This is a genomic window from Jannaschia helgolandensis (genome assembly GCF_900109285.1).
Lineage (GTDB): Bacteria > Pseudomonadota > Alphaproteobacteria > Rhodobacterales > Rhodobacteraceae > Jannaschia > Jannaschia helgolandensis.
Genome location: NZ_FNZQ01000007.1, coordinates 121,404 through 140,533, shown reverse-complemented (window position 1 = coordinate 140,533; position 19,130 = coordinate 121,404). Strand labels below are relative to the sequence as shown.

18 protein-coding genes are annotated in these 19,130 nt (G+C 64.7%); 10 read left to right on the top strand and 8 right to left on the bottom strand.

Annotated elements, in window-relative coordinates:
- Nucleotides 1-157 precede the first annotated feature (157 nt).
- Complete coding sequence (locus BMY38_RS15835; protein WP_092764663.1) at nucleotides 158-928, top strand: DeoR/GlpR family DNA-binding transcription regulator; 771 nt, start codon at nucleotides 158-160, stop codon at nucleotides 926-928.
- 142 nt (nucleotides 929-1,070) lie between these two features.
- Here the strand turns inward: BMY38_RS15835 and csgH are convergent, their stop codons facing one another.
- Entirely contained in the window at nucleotides 1,071-1,418 is a 348-nt protein-coding gene (csgH, locus tag BMY38_RS15830) for a curli-like amyloid fiber formation chaperone CsgH (RefSeq protein ID WP_092764661.1), read from the bottom strand.
- A 254-nt stretch (nucleotides 1,419-1,672) separates the two neighbouring features.
- On the opposite strand from csgH, the gene BMY38_RS15825 reads away from it, so the two are divergent.
- The 4 genes from BMY38_RS15825 to BMY38_RS15810 all read left to right on the top strand — a co-directional run bounded on the left by BMY38_RS15825 (nucleotide 1,673) and on the right by BMY38_RS15810 (nucleotide 5,121).
- Nucleotides 1,673-2,254 carry a nucleotidyltransferase family protein gene (locus tag BMY38_RS15825; protein WP_092764659.1) on the top strand — a complete coding sequence of 194 codons (582 nt, stop codon included), beginning with the start codon at nucleotides 1,673-1,675 and terminating at the stop codon, nucleotides 2,252-2,254.
- A 183-nt stretch (nucleotides 2,255-2,437) separates the two neighbouring features.
- Complete coding sequence (locus tag BMY38_RS15820; RefSeq protein ID WP_092764657.1) at nucleotides 2,438-2,908, top strand: c-type cytochrome; 471 nt, start codon at nucleotides 2,438-2,440, stop codon at nucleotides 2,906-2,908.
- A gap of 3 nt (nucleotides 2,909-2,911) precedes the next feature.
- Complete coding sequence (locus tag BMY38_RS15815; RefSeq protein WP_092764655.1) at nucleotides 2,912-3,820, top strand: c-type cytochrome; 909 nt, start codon at nucleotides 2,912-2,914, stop codon at nucleotides 3,818-3,820.
- A 98-nt stretch (nucleotides 3,821-3,918) separates the two neighbouring features.
- Nucleotides 3,919-5,121 carry a sensor domain-containing phosphodiesterase gene (locus BMY38_RS15810; RefSeq protein WP_092764653.1) on the top strand — a complete coding sequence of 401 codons (1,203 nt, stop codon included), beginning with the start codon at nucleotides 3,919-3,921 and terminating at the stop codon, nucleotides 5,119-5,121.
- Nucleotides 5,122-5,196: 75 nt separating this feature from the next.
- On the opposite strand, the gene lipA is transcribed toward BMY38_RS15810, so the two are convergent.
- Nucleotides 5,197-6,150, bottom strand: coding sequence for a lipoyl synthase (gene lipA / locus BMY38_RS15805; protein ID WP_092764650.1), 954 nt, complete (start codon nucleotides 6,148-6,150; stop codon nucleotides 5,197-5,199).
- Nucleotides 6,151-6,361: 211 nt separating this feature from the next.
- Here lipA and BMY38_RS15800 point away from each other — a divergent pair, with 211 nt between their 5' ends.
- Complete coding sequence (locus BMY38_RS15800; protein WP_092764648.1) at nucleotides 6,362-6,838, top strand: hypothetical protein; 477 nt, start codon at nucleotides 6,362-6,364, stop codon at nucleotides 6,836-6,838.
- Nucleotides 6,839-7,039: 201 nt separating this feature from the next.
- Here BMY38_RS15800 and speB read toward each other — a convergent pair whose 3' ends face one another.
- Nucleotides 7,040-8,008: an agmatinase gene (speB, locus tag BMY38_RS15795; protein ID WP_092764646.1), complete on the bottom strand. Its 969-nt coding sequence runs from the start codon at nucleotides 8,006-8,008 to the stop codon at nucleotides 7,040-7,042.
- 96 nt (nucleotides 8,009-8,104) lie between these two features.
- Here speB and BMY38_RS15790 point away from each other — a divergent pair, with 96 nt between their 5' ends.
- Complete coding sequence (locus BMY38_RS15790; RefSeq protein WP_092764644.1) at nucleotides 8,105-8,605, top strand: flavin reductase family protein; 501 nt, start codon at nucleotides 8,105-8,107, stop codon at nucleotides 8,603-8,605.
- Here BMY38_RS15790 and BMY38_RS15785 read toward each other — a convergent pair.
- The 3 genes from BMY38_RS15785 to cysS form a co-directional block, all read right to left on the bottom strand.
- Nucleotides 8,602-9,354: a squalene/phytoene synthase family protein gene (locus BMY38_RS15785; RefSeq protein ID WP_092764642.1), complete on the bottom strand. Its 753-nt coding sequence runs from the start codon at nucleotides 9,352-9,354 to the stop codon at nucleotides 8,602-8,604. The genes BMY38_RS15790 and BMY38_RS15785 overlap by 4 nt on opposite strands.
- On the bottom strand, nucleotides 9,354-10,949 hold the full coding sequence (cimA, locus tag BMY38_RS15780; protein WP_092764640.1) for a citramalate synthase: 1,596 nt from the start codon (nucleotides 10,947-10,949) through the stop codon (nucleotides 9,354-9,356). Before cimA ends, BMY38_RS15785 begins: the two co-directional genes overlap by 1 nt.
- Before the next feature lie 67 nt (nucleotides 10,950-11,016).
- Nucleotides 11,017-12,384: a cysteine--tRNA ligase gene (cysS, locus tag BMY38_RS15775; protein WP_092764639.1), complete on the bottom strand. Its 1,368-nt coding sequence runs from the start codon at nucleotides 12,382-12,384 to the stop codon at nucleotides 11,017-11,019.
- A gap of 328 nt (nucleotides 12,385-12,712) precedes the next feature.
- On the opposite strand from cysS, the gene BMY38_RS15770 reads away from it, so the two are divergent.
- From BMY38_RS15770 to BMY38_RS15760, 3 genes are all read left to right on the top strand, one after another.
- On the top strand, nucleotides 12,713-13,516 hold the full coding sequence (locus BMY38_RS15770; RefSeq protein WP_092764637.1) for an isocitrate lyase/PEP mutase family protein: 804 nt from the start codon (nucleotides 12,713-12,715) through the stop codon (nucleotides 13,514-13,516).
- Nucleotides 13,513-14,895 (top strand): pyridoxal phosphate-dependent decarboxylase family protein, encoded by a 1,383-nt coding sequence (locus BMY38_RS15765; protein WP_092764634.1) that lies wholly within the window; start codon nucleotides 13,513-13,515, stop codon nucleotides 14,893-14,895. The genes BMY38_RS15770 and BMY38_RS15765 overlap by 4 nt, the downstream gene beginning before the upstream one ends.
- Nucleotides 14,896-15,068: 173 nt before the next feature.
- Nucleotides 15,069-16,595 carry a trimethylamine methyltransferase family protein gene (locus BMY38_RS15760; protein WP_092764632.1) on the top strand — a complete coding sequence of 509 codons (1,527 nt, stop codon included), beginning with the start codon at nucleotides 15,069-15,071 and terminating at the stop codon, nucleotides 16,593-16,595.
- Between the two features lie 3 nt (nucleotides 16,596-16,598).
- Here BMY38_RS15760 and BMY38_RS15755 read toward each other — a convergent pair whose 3' ends face one another.
- Nucleotides 16,599-17,231, bottom strand: coding sequence for a bifunctional 4-hydroxy-2-oxoglutarate aldolase/2-dehydro-3-deoxy-phosphogluconate aldolase (locus BMY38_RS15755; protein ID WP_175495921.1), 633 nt, complete (start codon nucleotides 17,229-17,231; stop codon nucleotides 16,599-16,601).
- Nucleotides 17,232-17,302: 71 nt separating this feature from the next.
- Nucleotides 17,303-19,108, bottom strand: a complete 1,806-nt coding sequence (gene edd, locus BMY38_RS15750) for a phosphogluconate dehydratase (protein WP_092764627.1) — start codon at nucleotides 19,106-19,108, stop codon at nucleotides 17,303-17,305.
- Between the last annotated feature and the right edge of the window lie 22 nt (nucleotides 19,109-19,130).

The following is a 19,130-nucleotide window of genomic DNA, read 5'->3' as shown; positions in this document are numbered from 1 at the left end:
TGATATTATGCGAATCTCCGGACCGACTAGTCGTGGGTCCCCCGAGCATCAGCCAAGAGTATACTCTCTTACCCTCCGGACAGCGCGACCTTCAGTCAAAGACCGTTGACAGCAGACCGAATGATCGCGTGACGTCGCAGCACATTGGAACCGGACCATGACACAGACCATTCGCTATCCTGAAATCCTCGAAATCGCGCGCCGCGACGGCAAGGTCACGGTCGAGCATCTGTCCGAACATTTCGGCGTCACGTTACAGACGATTCGCCGGGATCTGGCCGATCTGGCCGAAGCCGGGCGGCTGGAACGGGTACATGGCGGCGCGGTCCTGCCCTCGGGCACCGTCAACATCGGCTACGAGGAGCGCCGACGCCTGAACGCTCGCGGCAAGATCGCCATGGCGCGGGCCTGCGCCGCACATATCCCCGAAGATTGCGCCGTATTCCTGAACATCGGAACCAGCACCGAGGCGGTCGCGGCCGAGTTGATGCACCACCGCAACCTGCTGGTCGTGACCAACAACATGAACGTCGCCAACATCCTGTCGCAGAATCCCGATTGCAAGGTCATTGTAACCGGCGGGACGCTGCGCCAGTCCGATGGCGGGTTGATCGGAGACATCACCACGGCAGCAATCCGGCAGTTCAAGTTCGATATCGGCGTCATCGGGTGCAGCGCGATCGACACTGACGGCGATATCCTGGACTTCGACGTGCAGGAGGTCGGGGTCAGTCAGGCAATCCTGAACCGTTCGCATCGCAAGATGCTGGTCGCCGACCACAGCAAGTTTCAGCGCACTGCCCCGGCGCGCATCGCGTCGCTGGGTGACATCGACGTATTCTTCACCGACCACCCGGTGTCTCGCGATCTGGCGGATCAATGCGAAGCCTGGGCCACGCAGGTGGTTGTGGAACGGTCAGAAGGATAACTCCTTCCAGCCATATGGTGCCACAACAGGCAGTTGCTGCATTGCTTTCAGCCAAACAGGTTGCTGATGAGTGTTATTTCCTGACCAAGGCAGAAGCGTAAAAATCGTGGGCCGGAGGCAAGCCTGAACACCCGACCGCAACTCAGGGCAATGTCGCCTCGCAGGTGATTTCCGCGTCACCCATGGTCGCGATCAGTCTCACCTGCATCGTGGCCTCGGGGGTGCCACCGAAGGCACCCTGCCACAGAGCCATCGACTTGCCCGCTTCGAGTACCTGCACCGTACCGCGATTGGTGGCCCGGGACCGCGATGCGCCGTTTTCGACGGTAATCTCGATGGCATAGGTCAGTTGGCCGACATCGGGCGGAGTGATTTCGGCGGTCACCTCATACCGTCCGTTCGCGCCGTCGATCAAAAGACGGCAGGGCTCGGGCGCAGCGGCATCGAGGGCCAGTACCAAGACCAACGGCAGAAGGGGTTCGGGCAGCATGAAGTCCTCTCGTTCATCGACAAGACCCCTTCCGGGAAAACCGGAAGGCTGCGCCAAGTCTATGCCATTTCCGGATTTCGAACCAGCCCGACCCGGCAGTCCAGCCGAATTGCACTGCTTTGCGTGGGGTGACAGGATGGAACGTTCGAAAAGGACGTCAGAACAAGGGACGCCGACATGCCCGATGGATCATCTTTGCATCCAGTCCACGCCCGGCCCGGTGGGTGCAGGGTCACCCCGGTCCGACGCCCGGCATGACCCGGCCCGCGCCTGCCATCCTGATCCTTGCCGCCGGGGCGTCCACCCGGATGCGCGGGGCCGACAAGCTCTTGGAAGAAGTGGACGGCACGCCGCTGATCCTGCGCGCGACCCGTGCGGCCTGCGCGGTCAGCGACCGTGTGATCGTGGCGCTGCCTCCCGCTTCGCCCCGGCGCGCATGGCTGGGCGACAGCCCGGCGCAGATTGTCGAAGTCGCGGATCGCGCGATGTCGGCCTCCATCCGCGCGGGCGTAGCCGCCTGTAACTCCGGGGGGCTTCTGATCCATCTGGCCGACATGCCGGACATCGACGCCATGGCACTCACCCGCCTCTCGACCGCATGGCAGGCCTCCGACGCTGCTATCCTGCGCGCGACGGATGCGGATGGCACACCGGGGCAGCCGGTCGTATTCGCCTCCGAGCTGTTCCCGGAACTGCTGGCATTGACGGGAGATACCGGCGCGCGGAACATCATCGCCCGTCATCGCGGGGCAACCTGCGCCCTGCCCGGTCGCGCGGCAACGACCGACCTGGACACACCCGAGGCCTGGGCAGAATGGCGTGCGGGCCGCGGCTGACCAGCCTGCATCACGGGCATCGCTGACCTGCATGGCATTCAGGCTTCGAACCGCCCCCGTAGCCGATCCGTCGATCCGAAGAAGCCGGATATTGGCGCAGACAGGGGCGACGCCGGTATTGAATTGACCCGAGGACAAAGCTCGGCGCAAACTCGGACTGACTGCAACATCCGGAGAGCGCTCATGTATCGACCCAATCTCACCCTTGTCGCCGGCGCCTGTGTTGCCGCCGCCATCGGAACTGTAGCCATAGCGGCTTCCCATACAGTTCCTCCCTCGGTCAAAGGTCGTCAGGGCGCGATGCAGGTCATCTCTCTGCACACCGGCCTTCTTGGCGAAATGGCACGCGGCAACTCCGACTACGACGCCGGGGTGGCGCAGACCGCCGCCGACAACCTTGTGGCGGTGTCGAACCTGAACCTGTCGACGCTGTTTCCCGAAGGAACCGACAACGGGGCCCTGACCGACACGATCGCCCTGCCCGCCATCTGGTCGGACCCTGCCGGGTTCCAGACCGCGTGGGAAGGCTTCGGCACGGCTGCCGCCAACCTTCAGGCCGTCGCGGGCGACGGGCTGGACCCGATGAGGGCCGCCATGGGCGATCTGGGCAAATCCTGCGGTGCCTGCCACGATACGTATCGCGCCAAGAACTGACCCGTGCGCCGGGCGCTGATCGGTGTTCTCATTCTGGGTGGGCTGGGCCTTGCCGCGGGCCTCTGGCTCACGCGCGCCCAGGCCCTGACCGAGGGTGACCTGGCCGGTCTGACCGGCGATGCGACACAGGGCGAAATGGTGTTCTACGCCGGTGGCTGCGCGTCCTGCCACGCAGCCAAGGACGCGGAGGGCGAGGCCCGGCTGATCCTGTCAGGAGGTATCGGTTTCGTATCCGACTTCGGCACCTTCCGCGCGCCCAATATCTCGATGGATCCCGATCAGGGGATCGGTGCATGGACGTTCGCGCAATTCGCCAGCGCCGTGCAGCGCGGCGTATCGCCCGAGGGCACGCACTACTATCCGGTCTTCCCATATTCCGCTTATGCCCTGGCCCAGCCTCAGGATATCGCCGACCTCTGGGCGTTCTGGCAGACACTGCCCGCGTCGGACACCGAAAACCTGCCGCACGAGGTCGGCTTCCCCTTTTCCATCCGCCGGGGCGTCGGGCTTTGGAAGCTGCTCTATATGCCGGACGGTTTCACCATGCCCGCCGATACCGAGCCCCTGATCCGCGGCCGTTACCTCGTCGAGGCCCTGGGCCATTGCGCAGAATGCCATACGCCCCGTGACGCCCTGGGTGGGCTGGACCGCAGCCGCTGGATGGCAGGCGCACCGAACCCATCGGGATTGGGCCGCATACCGGGCATCACGCCCGCCACACTCGACTGGTCCGAAACCGAAATAACGCAGTTCCTGGCCGACGGCTTCACACCCGAGTTCGACGTTGCGGCGGGTCAGATGGCCCTGGCGATCCTGAATCTCGCCCACCTGCCTGAAAGTGACCGCGCCGCCATCACGGCCTATCTCAAGGCCCTGCCCGCTGTGGAGGAGCAAAACGCCGAACCCGGATAATTCGCGGGAATATCTTCGGTCTCCCTTAATGGCTGGCATGCCACAAAGGAGACGAGATTTTACGGATTGGGGTTAAGGTGCTTCAGGACAAAATAGACATGCTTGATGCGCTTCCGGTCGGAGACCGAGAAAATCAAGCCATCATCGACAGCGCCCTTACCGCTGTGCGGGAACATCTGGACATGCCCATCGCCTATCTGTCGGAGTTCGTCGGGGATCAGACCATTTTTCGCAATGTCAGCGCACCGGGTCTGGAAGACCTTATCAAACCGGGCGATTCCCGCAATCTGGACGAGGTATATTGCCAACATATCCTTCGCGGCGACCTGCCGGAGCTGATCCCCGACACCGCCGCCTTTCCCCTGGCACAGTCGCTGCCGATCACGAACACGGCCCCGATAGGCAGCCACGTCAGCCTGCCGATCCACCGGGCGGACGGGTCCGTCTACGGAATGTTCTGTTGCCTTTCCCCAGTGGCGAACCCCAGCCTGAATGACAGGGATATCAAGGTCATGCGCCTCTTCGCCGACCTTGCCGCCGATCAGGTGCGATTGAACCACAGCAGACAAAGCGAACTTGAAGGCACCCGCAATATCATCCGCGACATGCTCCGCGATGCGGCGTTCGACATGCTATTTCAGCCGATCTATCGCCTTGCGGACGGCGGTCTGGCCAGCTTCGAATCCCTCTGCCGGTTTCGCAGCGACCCCTATCGCAGCCCCGACAAATGGTTCGACGATGCCCGAACCGCCGGTCTGCAAACCGAACTGGAGCTGAAGGTCATCGACGCGGCGCTGAAAGCCCTGCCCGGTCTGCCACCGCATGCACGACTGGCCGTAAACGCCGCCCCGGATACCGTGGCCAGCGGCGCGTTGCTGCCGATCCTGTCGCGGGTCGACCCCACCCGTCTGACGCTGGAGATTACCGAACACGAACGATCAAACGATTTCGATCGCCTTCTGCGCGCGGTACAGGCGATCGGCGCGCGGGGAACGTGGATCGCCATCGATGATGTCGGCGCGGGTTATTCCGGACTGCAACAGATACTGCAACTCCGGCCGGACATTCTGAAACTGGACATGTCACTGGTGCGTGACATCGATACCGACACCGCCCGCCGCTCCCTGGCCGGGGCCCTCGTCAGCTTCGCCTCGGAAACCGGTGCCAAGGTCACTGCCGAAGGGATCGAACGGCGCGCGGAATGGGATTGCCTGCGCATGATCGGTGCCGATTACGGCCAGGGCTGGCTGATGGGCCGGCCCGGCCCGATGAATCAGGCTGCACCAAATGTGACCGTCTGATCGCTCCTCCAGCGCTGAAGGAAGCGGCAACAGCGGCGCGCCCGTCCCCGGCGCTCGCCCTGCAGGATTGCCGTGTCAGCCCCCGCTCAGCTTCTGCAACCGCGCCGACCTCAAACGGGCAAAATCCTCTCCCGCGTGATAGCTGGAGCGCGTCAGGGGTGTTGCCGAAACCATCAGGAATCCCTTGCCCCAGGCGGCTTTTTCATAGCCCGCGAATTCCTCGGGCGTGACGAACCTGTCAACAGCGTGATGTTTGGGTGTCGGTTGCAGATATTGCCCGACCGTAAGGAAGTCGATGTCGGCTGCACGCATATCGTCCATGACCTGCAACACAGACTGTCGATCCTCACCCAGCCCAACCATGATACCGGACTTGGTGAACATCGTCGGGTCCAGTTCCTTGACCCGCTGAAGCAGCCGCAGGGAGTGGAAATACCGCGCGCCGGGACGCACCTCGGGGTAAAGGCCGGGGACGGTTTCCAGATTATGATTGAACACGTCCGGTTTCGCCGCAACGACAACTTCCAGAGCCGATGGATCGCATTTGATGAAATCGGGCGTCAGGATTTCGATCGTCGTATCGGGGGCCCGCTTGCGGATCGCGCGGATCGTCTGAGCAAAATGCTCCGCACCGCCATCGTCCACGTCGTCCCGGTCGACCGACGTGACGACGACGTGGTTCAACCCCAGTTTCTGCACCGCATCCGCAACGCGCCCCGGCTCGAACACGTCCAGCGCTTCGGGCGGCTTGCCGGTTGCGATGTTGCAGAACGTGCAGGCACGGGTGCAGACCTCGCCCATGATCATCATGGTCGCATGGCCCTGCGACCAGCATTCCCCGACATTGGGACAACCCGCCTCCTCGCAGACCGTCACCAGTTTATGCTCGCGCATGATCTTAGCTGTCTGCCTGTAACCTTCGCCAACGGGCGCCTTGACGCGAATCCAGGACGGTTTCTTCGGCTGCGGATTATCCGGCCGCCTGGCCTTTTCGGGGTGACGTTCGGCGGGGATCTTCAGGTCGCGCATCCGCGGTCTCCCAGGGTTGTTCCATCTTCACTTAAGGCAAGCCGGCCCCGCGTTCCAGTGTGGGTCACCACAGAACCGCAGAGTTGCGCCCGATGCATGTTTTTACAGACATTTTTCCCCAATCCCGCCAGAAATATGCCGGAAATTCATGTTCCAGTGCCCCCGTAGCCATCAAGGCACAGTGAAATGTAGTAATTTTTGGAACAAGAATATGAATGCCACTTTTCTGAATGACGAAGCCGGCGCGGTCACGGTCGACTGGGTTGTCCTGACGGCAGCGCTCGTAGGCCTCGGGCTTGCTGTGATGGGCGTCGTTTCGGGCGGCATCGAAGATCTCTCGACCGACGTCAGCGCGGCCCTCGAAGATGAAAGCAAATTCTCGGAACAGTTCGGTGGCATGACACTTGCCTCCGCAAGCAACACGACGGTCTTTTCGGGTCGCACGGCCTCGGATTATGTTGCCTATGGACAGTCCCTTGCGCCCGGCAACAACGGCGCAGTCTATTATCACGCCCAACAAGCGGCCATATCTGACGCGCCCGACGGCTACAATTTCGACAATCCGCTCTCCGATCCGGATTCCGGCAACGTCATCTACACCAGCAACGACGGCCAGAATTACAGTATCGGCGGGAACGTCGTGTCCGTCGACAGCTACGCCGGTTCGGCCAACTACTTCGGGGCCTGACCGGTGCCCGCCTCCCGTGCGTAAATCCGGGGAGCGGATCTGTTTGAAAGCCAGACGCGATTGCGGTCCCGAGCAACCGGAACCCTTGGAATCCGCCAAATTTCTGCCCGCGATAAATTTACGTGTTAGGTAAATATATCAACCATCTACGAAGTGACGTAAAAGTTTCATGCGCCCCAGAAGCGCATTGCGTCTTTTGCGTCACTTCGACTGACGACGTGTCCATCCCCACAGGCACACCAATTCCATCAGCACATGTGCGCCCGCGATCGCCGTTGCCCCTGTCGTGTCGTAGGGCGGGGAGACTTCGACCACGTCGCCCCCGACCAGGTTGACGCCGGCCAGGTCTCGCAGGATCGCCGCGGCCTGCGCCGACGACAGCCCGCCCCAGACCGGCGTGCCTGTGCCGGGCGCGAAGGCCGGGTCAAGACAGTCGATATCGAAGGTGAGATAGCAACTCCGGTCGCCCACGACCTCTTTGATGCGGCGCGCAACCTCTCCGGGTGCGGCCTCATGGACGGCACGGGCGTCGATGGTCGTCACTCCCATCGTGTTCGGATTCACGGTGCGGATGCCAATCTGAACGCTGGTCGCCGGGTCTATCACGCCGGTTTTGACCGCTTTGTAGAACATCGTGCCATGGTCGATCCGGCTCATGTCGTCGTCGGGCCATGTGTCGGAATGGGCGTCAAAATGGATCAGGCTCAAAGGCCCGTGTTTTTCGGCATGCGCCTGCAGGATCGGGAAGCTGATGTAATGGTCGCCGCCCATCGCGATGCAACCTGCTCCCTGATCCAGGATGCCTTTCACATGGTCGCGCAAGGCGGCTGGAAAGTCGGCGACCTTGGCATAATCGAAGCCCACGTCGCCATAATCCGCCACGGCGAATTCATCCAGTGGCGAATAATCCCAGTAATATGGCGGATCGAAGGGTTGCAGCGCACTCGCCTCGCGGATCGCGCGTGGCCCGAACCGCGTACCAGGCCGGTGGGTCACCGCCTGATCGAAGGGCACGCCTGTAATCGCCAGATCATATCCTGTCAGATCCTTGGTATACGTTCGCCGAAACGCCGAGGTTGCGCCGCCGAAGGCGTTCTCGAACGCCAACCCCCGGCGAGCGTCCCGGGCAAAGGCCCCGTCCACCTGATCGCGCGCGTCCTGCAGTGCCATTGATCGACTCCCTTCTGTTCGGCACGACCACACCACGAGAGTGCGGCAAGGAAAACCCTCTCGACTCCGCGCCCCGGTGCGTTAGGTGCATGGATCATGCACGACACCCAGCTCCGCACCGATTTCATCCACGCCATGAGCCGCGCCGCCGCCACCGTCAGCGTGGTAACGACCGACGGGCCAGCGGGCCGCGCGGGCGTCACGGTATCGGCCATGACAAGCGTGTCGGCGGATGGAGAAGCCCCGACGATGCTGGTCTGCATCAACAAGGGCGCTTCGGCGGCCGAGCCGATCCTTGCGAATGCCTGCTTCGCCGTGAGCGTCCTGCAATCCGAGCAGAGCGACGTGGCCGACGTATTTGCCGGGCGCACGGGGGCCACGGGCGACGACAGGTTTGCTACCGGAACCTGGACCACGATGGTGACGGGCGCGCCGGTTCTGGACGGGCTGGCGGGTTTCGATTGCGAAGTTCAGTCAGCCGAGCTGGTCGGCACACACCACGTCATCATCGGTGCCGTCCGCGCCGTGCGCGTGTCCGATGACGGCGCGCCCCTGATCTATGGAATGCGCAGCTATCTGCGGGCTGAAAAAGCCTAGGACATCACCGCCCGCCACCCCAGCCGCAGACGGCTGACGAGTGGATTGAGTCGTGGCTGCGTCCCCGGATTTGCGGCAAACGCGCGCAACTCTGCCCGCGTGTCACTCAAGACCAGAAATACCGGGTGCGCCTGCGTCGGTTGCCGCGCTTGCCGGAACCGATCCAGTGCAGCCAGCCCCGTCTCCGCCAATGCCGCAATATGCGCCTCGGCCTCGCCCGACGGCAACGGATGCCGTCCCTTGGCGACAAGGTCGGGCACGGCGCGCAACCACGCCGAAATCCCATGAGCCAGCCCGGCATCACGGATTGCTGGCGCATCCGACGCCCCCGCCAGTCGCGCCGCTGTCCACAGCAACGTTCCCGCCGTCCGGTCGATATAACGCGTCAGTTCCACTGACGACGCAAAGGACCATCCTTCTATGTCAGCCCGCCGTGCCTCGATCAGGTCGTCCAGATCGCGCGTCGCCTGCGCGTCCAGAACGGCGGCCAGCGGGGTGACGACCTCGTGTCGCCGGACCGCGCCGTCCGATCCGATCTCGGCCAGCGCATCGCGCCACCATTGCAGCCGCATCTCGGCGATCAACGGCTCTTTCGTGACCCATGGCGCGCGCGCGACTTCAAGGTTGAACGCATAAAGCGGAAACAGCCTCCGACGCAGGTCCACAGGCGCGGCCATTACCGCGCGGAACCGGTCCGGGTCGCCGCGCGCCACCAGTCCTGCGCAGGCCGACACCTCGGCGTCGGTCATCACTGCAAAAGCTTCCAGCGCACCGCGTCCAGCAACGCTTCGAAACTGGCGTCGACTATGTTGGCTGAGACGCCGACCGTGGACCAGCGCCGCCCGGCATCGTCTTCGTGGTCGATGATGACGCGGGTCACGGCCTCGGTCCCGCCCTGCATGATACGAACGCGGAAATCTTTCAGCCGCATGTCTTCAATGTGACCCGACAGCGACCCGAGGTCCTTGGCCAGGGCTTTCGACAGCGCGTTGACCGGACCGCGATCATTGCCCGTCTCATCCATCGACTCCGACACCGAAAGCCGCTTTTCGCCGTCGACCTTAACCACCACCACCGCTTCGGACAGGGTGACCATCTGGTCGCGCTTGTTCTTGCGCCGTTCAACCGTGACGCGGTAGCGCTTCACCTCGAACAATTCGCGTAACTGGCCCAGTTCGGCCCGTGCGATCAGCTCGAAACTGGCGGGCGCCACGTCATAGGCATAGCCCGCATCCTCCCGCTCCTTCACGACCTCCAGAATGCGCCGCAACTGGTCAGCTGTGCCGTCCAACCCCAGATCTGCCAGCCGCTTGCGCAGGTTCGACAGCCCGGCCTGATTGGACATCGGCACGATCCGCGCGTTTCCGACCGTTTCGGGCGGCACGTGTTCGTAGGTCGTCGGATCCTTCAGGATCGCGCTGGCATGCAGGCCCGCCTTATGCGCGAAAGCCGAAGCACCGACATAGGCCGCCTCGCGCCGTGGCACCCGGTTCAGGATGTCATCCAGCCGCCGCGACACCTTCATCAGTCCCGGCAGCGCCTTGCGGGACACGCCCGTCTCGAAGCGGCTGGCAAATGGCTCTTTCAACAGAAGTGTCGGAATCAGCGACGTCAGGTTGGCATTGCCACAGCGCTCGCCCAACCCGTTCAGCGTACCCTGCACCTGTCGCGCCCCGGCCTCGATCGCGGCCAGCGATCCGGCAATGGCCTGTTCGGTATCGTTGTGCGTATGAATGCCCAGACGGTCGCCCGGAAGGCCCGCCGCGATCACGGCCTGCACCACTTCGGCGATGCGCGCGGGCATGGTGCCGCCATTCGTATCGCACAGCACGACCCATCGCGCCCCCGCGTCCAGAGCCGCCCTGGCGCAGGATACCGCATATTTCGGGTCATCCTCGTAGCCATCGAAGAAATGCTCGCAATCGAACAACGCCTCACGGCCCGACGCCACCAGGTGCGCCACCGACTCGGCGATGGCCAGGCGGTTTTCCTCAAGTGTTACGCCCAGCGCGGTCGTGACGTGGAACGGGTGGGTCTTGCCGACCAGACAGACGGCGGAGGTTCCGGCGTTCAGCACGGCGGCCAGCACGTCGTCGTTCTCTGCCGAGCGTCCGACGCGCTTGGTCATTCCGAAGGCCGTCAAAGTGGCGCGCAGCTTCGGCGCGTCGTCGAAAAAATCGCTGTCGGTCGGGTTCGCGCCGGGCCAGCCGCCTTCGACGTAATCCACACCCAGACCGTCCAGCATCGCGGCGATCTCGCGCTTTTCGCTGGCCGAGAACTGCACGCCCTGCGTCTGCTGACCGTCGCGCAGGGTGGTGTCATAGAGGTAGAGACGTTCGGTCATCGCGTCCTCCGATCCATGTATTCGGAACGGGTGATCCACGGGTGATCCACGTCGGACGCAATTGTGATCACAATAGACCCTCCAGCTTCGACGGATCGAACCCCGGCCCGGCCTCCCAGCCCCTGCCCAGCCCGTCCGTCACCACGACGCCCGCCGCCACCAGCGCATCGCGCAGCGCGTCGGCGCGCGCCCAGTCCCTGTCGGCCCGTGCGGCGATCCGGGCCGCCAGAACCGCTTCCACCACCTCGTCGTTGCCCCCGTCGATCCAATCGCCCATCGCGTCCTCCAGCAATCCCAGCAGCCCGGCCGATGCCTTCAGCCCCGCGCCGTCTCCGGCCTTGGCCAGACGGTGCAGCTCCGCAATCGCGCCGGGCGCGTTCAGGTCATCGCGCAACGCGCTCAGCACGGCGTCATCCACGGTTCCGCCATCCCCGGCCATGGCGCGCCATTTGCGCAATGTGCCTTCGGCCTCCAGCGCCTTGGCCTCGGTCCAGTCCATCGGCTTGGAATAATGCGTCGACAGGAACACGAAGCGGATCACTTCGCCCGGCACGCCACGGTCAAGCAGGTCGCGGACGGTGAAGAAGTTGCCCAGCGACTTGGACATCTTGCGGCCCTCGACCAGGAGCATTTCATTGTGCAGCCAGTACCGCGCGAAATCGCCGTCCGGGTCGGCGCAGCAGCTTTGCGCCCGCTCGTTCTCATGATGCGGAAACAGCAGATCGTTGCCGCCCCCGTGAATGTCGAACGATGTGCCCAGAAGCGCCTTGGCCATGGCGGAACATTCGATATGCCAGCCGGGGCGGCCGTAGCCCAGCGACGTCTCCCAGCCCGGTTCTTCTTCCGACGACGGCTTCCACAACACGAAATCCATCGGGTCGCGTTTATAGGACGCGACCTCGACCCGCGCGCCCGCGATCATGTCGTCCACGGTCCGGCCCGACAGGACACCATAGCCGTCGAACGACCCGACCGAAAACAGCACATGCCCGTCGGCGACATAGGCGTGACCGGACGCAATCAGCCCCTCGATCATTTCGACCATCTGTTCGATGTAGTCCGTCGCGCGCGGCATATGCGTCGGCTCCAGCGTGCCCAGCGCGGCCATGTCGTCCAGATACCACTGCGTCGTCTCGGCGGTGATATCCTCGACCTCCCGGCCGGTATCAGCCGCCCGCGCGATGATCTTGTCGTCGATATCGGTGAAGTTGCGCACATAGGTCACGGCGTCCACGCCATAATCGTGACGCAGCAGGCGGAACAGCAGATCGAACAGGATCACGTTGCGCGCATTGCCCAGATGGGCGCGGTCGTAGACGGTCGGTCCGCACAGGTAGAGGCGCACATTGGACGCATCCAGCGGCGCGAACTCCTCGACCCTGCGGGTCAGCGAGTTGCGAAGTCGGAGCATCGGGATAGCATTCGGCGCGGTCATCCGGGCGTTTCCTGTCGTTTTATGGCGGGGATGGATGCCGGATGGGAAACGGGCAACCAGCGCCCGCCGATCCTGTCAGCGGGCGGTCGAAATGCAGATGATGCAGATGCACGTGCCCATAGCCTGCGCCTAACATGGCGATGCCGCCCTGCCAAGCGCCGCGGCATGGCCACCGATCAACGGTTTGACATGGGCGTGCCGCCGGTGTCCGGTGCCGACAGTGGCGTCTTTCCAGCTCCAAGGCTGCACCGCCCCAACGGCCACGGCAGGCTCGTACGCGATATGCAGCGTCGGGCCCGCTTCTGACCTTCGCCAAGGAGATGCCCCGATGACCGACTTCCGCGCCCTGCACCAACCCGGCAATCCCTTCATCCTCGGCAATGCCTGGGACGTCGGATCGGCCCGCATGCTGGTGGCCCTAGGTGCCAGGGCCATCGCCACGTCATCCGCCGGATACGCCTTCACCCGCGGTTTGCCCGACGGCGGTCAAGTGGGGCGGACCGACGCCATCGCCCATGCCAGGGATCTGGCCGATCACCTGTCGGTCCCGGTCTCTGCCGATCTGGAGGACGGGTATGGCCCCGACCCCGCCGATTGTGCGGAAACCGTCGAACTGGCCGCGCTTGCCGGTCTGGCCGGATGCTGCATCGAGGACGTGACCCCGAACGGCGCGCCCTATGACTTCGATCTGTCGGTCGCGCGCATGGATGCCGCCGTGAAGGCCGCGCGCCGGGCCAACCACGACTTCGTCTTCTGCGCGCGCGCCGACGGCGTCATGCACGGCACCTATGATCTGGACGAAGCGATCCGCCGGTTGCAGGCGTTCGAAGCCGTGGGCGCAGACGTTCTGTATTGCCCGATGCCCGAAACCATCGAAGGTCTGACACGCCTTTGCGCGTCGGTCACCGCCCCGGTCAACGCGCTGGCCGCCGGGCCGTGGACGCAGACCAGCCGTGACGAATTCGCCGCCGCCGGGGTCGCCCGCATCTCGCTCGGGTCGGCACTGGCCCGTGCCACCCACCAGGTGATCCGCGACGCCGCGCAGGATATGTTCGGCGCGGGCGATTTCACCCGTCTGGGCGGCATCGGGTCGGGCGAGGTCGATGACTATCTGACGGCAGGGTCGAAGTGAATCACGACGATCTGAACCACTGGTCGAAGCGCGCCGCCGATTGGATCACCGATTATCATGCTACCCTGCGGGACCGGCCCGTCCGCGCGCAGGTCTCGCCCGGCGATCTGCTGGCCCGACTGCCTGCGACGGCCCCCGACATGGCCGAGCCGCCCGAGGATATCTTCGCCGATTTCGAGGCGCTGATCCCAGGTGCCCTGACCCATTGGCAGCACCCCCGCTTCTTCGCCTATTTCCCGGCCAATGCGGCACCCGCGTCGATGCTGGCCGAACAGCTTATGTCCGGCATCGGGGCGCAGGCGATGCTCTGGCAGACTTCTCCGGCGGCGACCGAACTGGAGCAGGGCATGATCCGCTGGCTGATCCGTGCGCTGGACATGCCCGAGGACTGGACCGGCACGATCCACGATTCGGCGACGACCGCGACACTGTCAGCGGTGCTGACGATGCGGGAACGGGCGCTCGGCTTTGCGGGCCTGACCGAGGGGTTGTCGGACCAGCCGCGGCTGCGCATCTACGCCAGCGCGCAGACCCATTCATCGGTCGACAAGGCCGTGCGGCTGGCGGGCATAGGGCAGGACAATCTGGTCAAGGTTCCCGTCCGCGATGACCTGTCGATGGACCCGGACGCGCTGACGCGCGCGATCGGGGCGGATGTCGCCGCCGGGCTGATGCCCGCCGGTATCGTGTTCTGCGCGGGCGGCACGGCGGTCGGGGCCTTCGACGAGATCACGGCCTGCCTGCCGGTCGCACGGGCGCACGATCTGATGACCCACGTCGATGCCGCATGGGCGGGCAGCGCGATGATCTGCCCCGAGTTCCGGACGCTTCTGGAAGGTGCGGAAGACTGCGACAGCCTTGTTTTCAATCCGCACAAGTGGATGGGCGCACAGTTCGACTGCGCCGTGCAACTGATCCGCGACCCGGTCGACCAGATCCGCACGCTGGGGCTGAGACCCGATTACCTTCAGACGCTGGAAGGCGACGAGGTCACCAATTTCAACGAATGGACCGTGCCGCTGGGCCGTCGCATGCGGGCGCTGAAGCTGTGGTTCGTTCTGCGCGCGCATGGGCTGGACGGCATTCGCGTCCGCATCCGCAACCACGTCGCCTGGACGCGGGAGCTGTGCGAGGTTCTGCGGGGCGAGCCGGGCCTCGAGATCACATCCGAGCCGCGCCTGTCGCTTTTCAGTTTCGCGCTGACCGGGGGCTGTGCCGCGACCGAAGCCCTGCTGACGCGCATCAATGCGGACGGACGCATCTATCTGACGCAGACGACACATGCGGGCCGGTTCGTCATTCGCTTCACATGCGGCACATGGGACTGCACCCGTGACGACGTGATGGCCGTCTGGGAGGTCATCCGCGACCTGCGATAATGTCGCAAACGGACGCGCGACGCCATCGAAGGCGCGCCACCATCGGGCGATGAGCCATACAACGGTATATCTTCTGGTGTTGCGTGTGATCGGCGCGCGGCGGGGGCGTGCGGCGCGGGGACGACCTGTCGGGCACTGATCCCGTCCCTGTCTGTTCCTTACCCGGAGATCCGATGACCCGTCCCATCCGCACCGGCGGTCGCGCCGCCCGTCACGCCGCCCGCGCCGCGCCGCTGCCTGACGCCTCCCGCCCCGTCCGCCCCGGCCTGACCGGCGGTCGGTACAAGCCGCTGACCGAGGCCGATGTCACGCGCATTCACGAGACCGCGCTGACCGCACTGGAAGAGATCGGCCTGTCCGGTGCGCCGCCATCGGGCGTGGCCAGCATGACCGCCGCCGGGGCCGTGCAGTCGGATGACGGTCGCCTGCGGTTCCCGCGCGCGCTGGTCGAGGACATGCTGGCGTGCGCCGCCCGCGACATCACCCTGCATGCCCGCGACCCGGCCTTCGACCTGGACCTGTCGGGGGCCCGCGTCCATTTCGGCACGGCGGGCGCGGCGGTCAGCGTGGTCGATGCCGTCACCGGCGATTACCGCGACAGCACGCTGGCCGATCTGCACGAGGCGGCGCGGCTGGCCGATGCACTCGACAACATCCACTTCCTGCAGCGGCCCATGGTGGCGCGCGACATGACGGATGACCAGACATTGGACCTCAACACGCTGCACGCCTGTCTGACGGGGACGCGCAAACATGTCGGTACGAGTTTTTGCACCGCCGCGACGGTTCCGAAGTGTCTGGACTACCTTTACGCGGTCGCGGGGGGCGAAGATGCGTTCCGCGCGCGACCCTTCGTGCTGAACTCCAACTGTTTCGTGGTGCCGCCGATGCGCTTCGCCACCGAAAGCTGCGAGGTGATGGAGGCCTGCATCCGCGGCGGCCTGCCTGTCCTTCTGCTGTCCGCGGGTCAGGCCGGGGCCACGGCCCCCGCGACGCTGGCGGGCGCGGTGATGCAGGCCGTGGCCGAATGTCTGGCGGGCGTTGTCTATGTGAACAGCATCGCGCCGGGGCATCCCGCGATCTTCGGCACCTGGCCGTTCGTGTCGGACCTGCGGACCGGCGCGATGTCGGGCGGATCGGGCGAACAGGCTGTGCTGACGGCGGCCTGTGCGCAGATGGGGCGGTTCTATGGCCTGCCGGGCGGCGCGGCGGCGGGGATGGCGGACGCCAAGCTTCCCGACATGCAGGCCGGCTGGGAACAGGGCATGAGCGATGTGATGGCCGGTCTGGCCGGGCTGAACATGGTATATGAGGCCGCCGGGATGCACGGATCGCTGATGGGATTCTGCCCCGAGAGCCTGATCCTGGGCGATGACATGATCGGGGCGGCGCTGCGCTGCGTGCGGGGGGTCGAAGTCACCGACGAGACGCTGGCGCTGGAGGCGATGCGCGCCGTCTGCCTGGAGGGGCCGGGGCATTATCTGGGCACCGAATCGACCCTGTCGGTGATGCAGAGCGAATATGTCTATCCGACGCTGGGATGCCGGATCAGCCCGAAGGAATGGCAGGAGGCCGGTCGGCCCGACCTGATCGCAAAGGCGCGCGTGCGGCGGGCGGAGATTATGGCCGGGCCAAACATCGCCGCCTTTGCGCCCGAACTGGAACGAAGCCTGCGCGCCCGGTTCGATCTGCTGGTGTAACGGTCAGGTCTGGGCGTCGCGCGCGAGTTTTTCGATCCCGTCCCAGTCGCCCGCGTCCATCATGTCCTTGGGAGCGACCCAGCTTCCGCCGACGCAGACCACGTTCGGCAGGCTCAGGTAGGAGGCTTTGTTCTGTGGGCTGACACCGCCCGTCGGGCAGAACGAAATCTGCGGAATCGGCGCGCCGATACCCTTGAGCGCGGGCGCGCCGCCGGAGGCCTCTGCGGGGAAGAACTTGAGCATGTCATAGCCCTTTTCCAGCAGGATCATCGCCTCGGTCGCCGTGGCCGCGCCGGGCAGCAGGGGCAGGTCTTCGTCGATGCAGGCCTGGATCAGCGTATCGGTCGCGCCGGGCGAGACCCCGAACATCGCGCCCGCCCCTTTTGCCGCTTTCACGTCGGCGGGGGTCAACAGCGTGCCTGCCCCGACGATCCCGCCCGGCACCTTGGCCATTTCACGAATGCACTCGAGCGCGACCGGCGTCCGCAGCGTGACCTCCAATGCGGGCAACCCACCGGCGACCAGCGCGCGGGCCAGCGGCGCGGCATGCGCCACGTCGTCCAGCACAAGCACGGGGATGACGGGTGCGCGGGTGGCGATGTCGCGGGCGGCCCTGGATTGTTCGGCGGGGGTCATGGTCATGGCGGTGCCTCTTTGCGGTGCCTTTGGTGGGCGGCTGGATTGGATCAGGTGTGGCGCAGGCGCAGTCAGATGACCACACCCGCCCCCCGGTCGGATGGCCCTGCACTGGCCCGGAAGAGGCTGAACAATTCGCGTCCCAGCCCATACTCATTATGGCTCAGGTCGGGCCGCGGAACATCGCGACCGGCCACGCCTTCGGTCAGCACGTCGAGCGTGCCCTTGACCGCATCGACGCGGATCAGGTCGCCATCCTGCAACTTGCCGATCAAACCGCCGTCCAGTGCCTCGGGCGCGACATGGATCGCGGCGGGGACCTTGCCCGATGCCCCTGACATGCGCCCGTCGGTCACCAGCGCGACCCTGTATCCGCGCTGCAAAAGAACCGTCAAAACAGGTGTCAGGCCGTGCAGTTCGGGCATCCCGTTGGCGCGCGGCCCCTGATAGCGGACCACGATGACGCCGTCGCGGTCAAGCTCTCCGGCGCGGAAAGCGACCTTTACGTCGTCCTGCGAGTGGAAGATGCGGGCGGGCGCTTCGATCACATGAAGTTCGGGCGCTACCGCACTGATTTTAATGACTCCCAGTCCCAGATTGCCATGCACCTGTTTCAGACCGCCATGATGGTCGAAGGGCGCATCCGGAGTTTTCAGTATCCTGTCGTTCAGGCTGTCCTTCGGGCCGGGCGTCCATTCGATGCGGTCGCCTGTCAGCTTTGGTTCGGTCGCATAAGCCGACAGGCCCTGCCCGGCGACCGTCTGCACATCCTCATGCAGCAAGCCAGCCTCCAACAACCGACCGATCATGAACGGCAGGCCTCCGGCGGCATGGAAATGGTTCACGTCGGCCAGACCGTTCGGATAGACCCGCGCCATGAGCGGCGTGACGTCCGACACGGCATCGAAATCAGCACAGGTCAACTGAACGCCCGAGGCGCGCGCCATGGCGATCAGATGCAGCACCAGATTGGTCGACCCGCCCGTCGCCATCAGGCCCACCAGACCGTTCACATAGGCGCGTTCGTCCAGCACGTCGCAGACCGGCGTATAGGCGTTGCCAAGCGCCGTGATTTTCGTCGCCTGCACTGTCGCGGCATCGGTCAGGGCATCGCGCAGCGGCGTGCCCGGATTGATGAAAGACGCGCCGGGCAGGTGCAGGCCCATGAACTCCATCAACATCTGGTTGGAATTCGCGGTGCCGTAGAATGTGCAGGTGCCCGGCCCGTGGTAGCTGGCCATTTCGGCCTTCATCAGCTCAGCCCGGTCGATCTTGCCCTCGGCGAAATCGCGGCGAACCTGCGATTTCTCTTCGTTGCCCAGACCGGACGTCATTGGACCCGCGGGCACGAATATCCCCGGCAGATAGCCAAAGGTCGCAGCGGCGATCACCAGGCCCGGCACGATCTTGTCACAGATGCCCAGATACAGCGCGGAATCGAAGGTGTTGTGCGACAGCGCAACGCCCGTGGCCAAGGCGATCACGTCGCGCGAAAACAGCGACAACTCCATGCCGTTCTGGCCCTGCGTGACGCCATCGCACATCGCGGGAACACCGCCCGCGACCTGTGCCGTGGCACCGACGGACCGGGCGGCGGCCTTGATGCGGTCGGGATAATCCTTGAAAGGCTGATGCGCCGACAGCATGTCGTTGTAGGCTGTCACGATGCCTATGTTCGGTGCCCGGTCAGCGACAAGATCGCCCTTGTCTTCGCCCATCGCGGCATAGGCGTGGGCCTGATTGCCACAGTCCAGATGGGCGCGGCGCGGACCTTTCTGCGCCTGTTCCCGCATACGTTCGAGATAGAGGTCTCGCGTCGGACGGGAGCGTTCGCGGATACGGTCGGTGATTTCATCGATTCGGCTGTCCAGCGGCATGATGGGCCTCCTTTAAGGAACA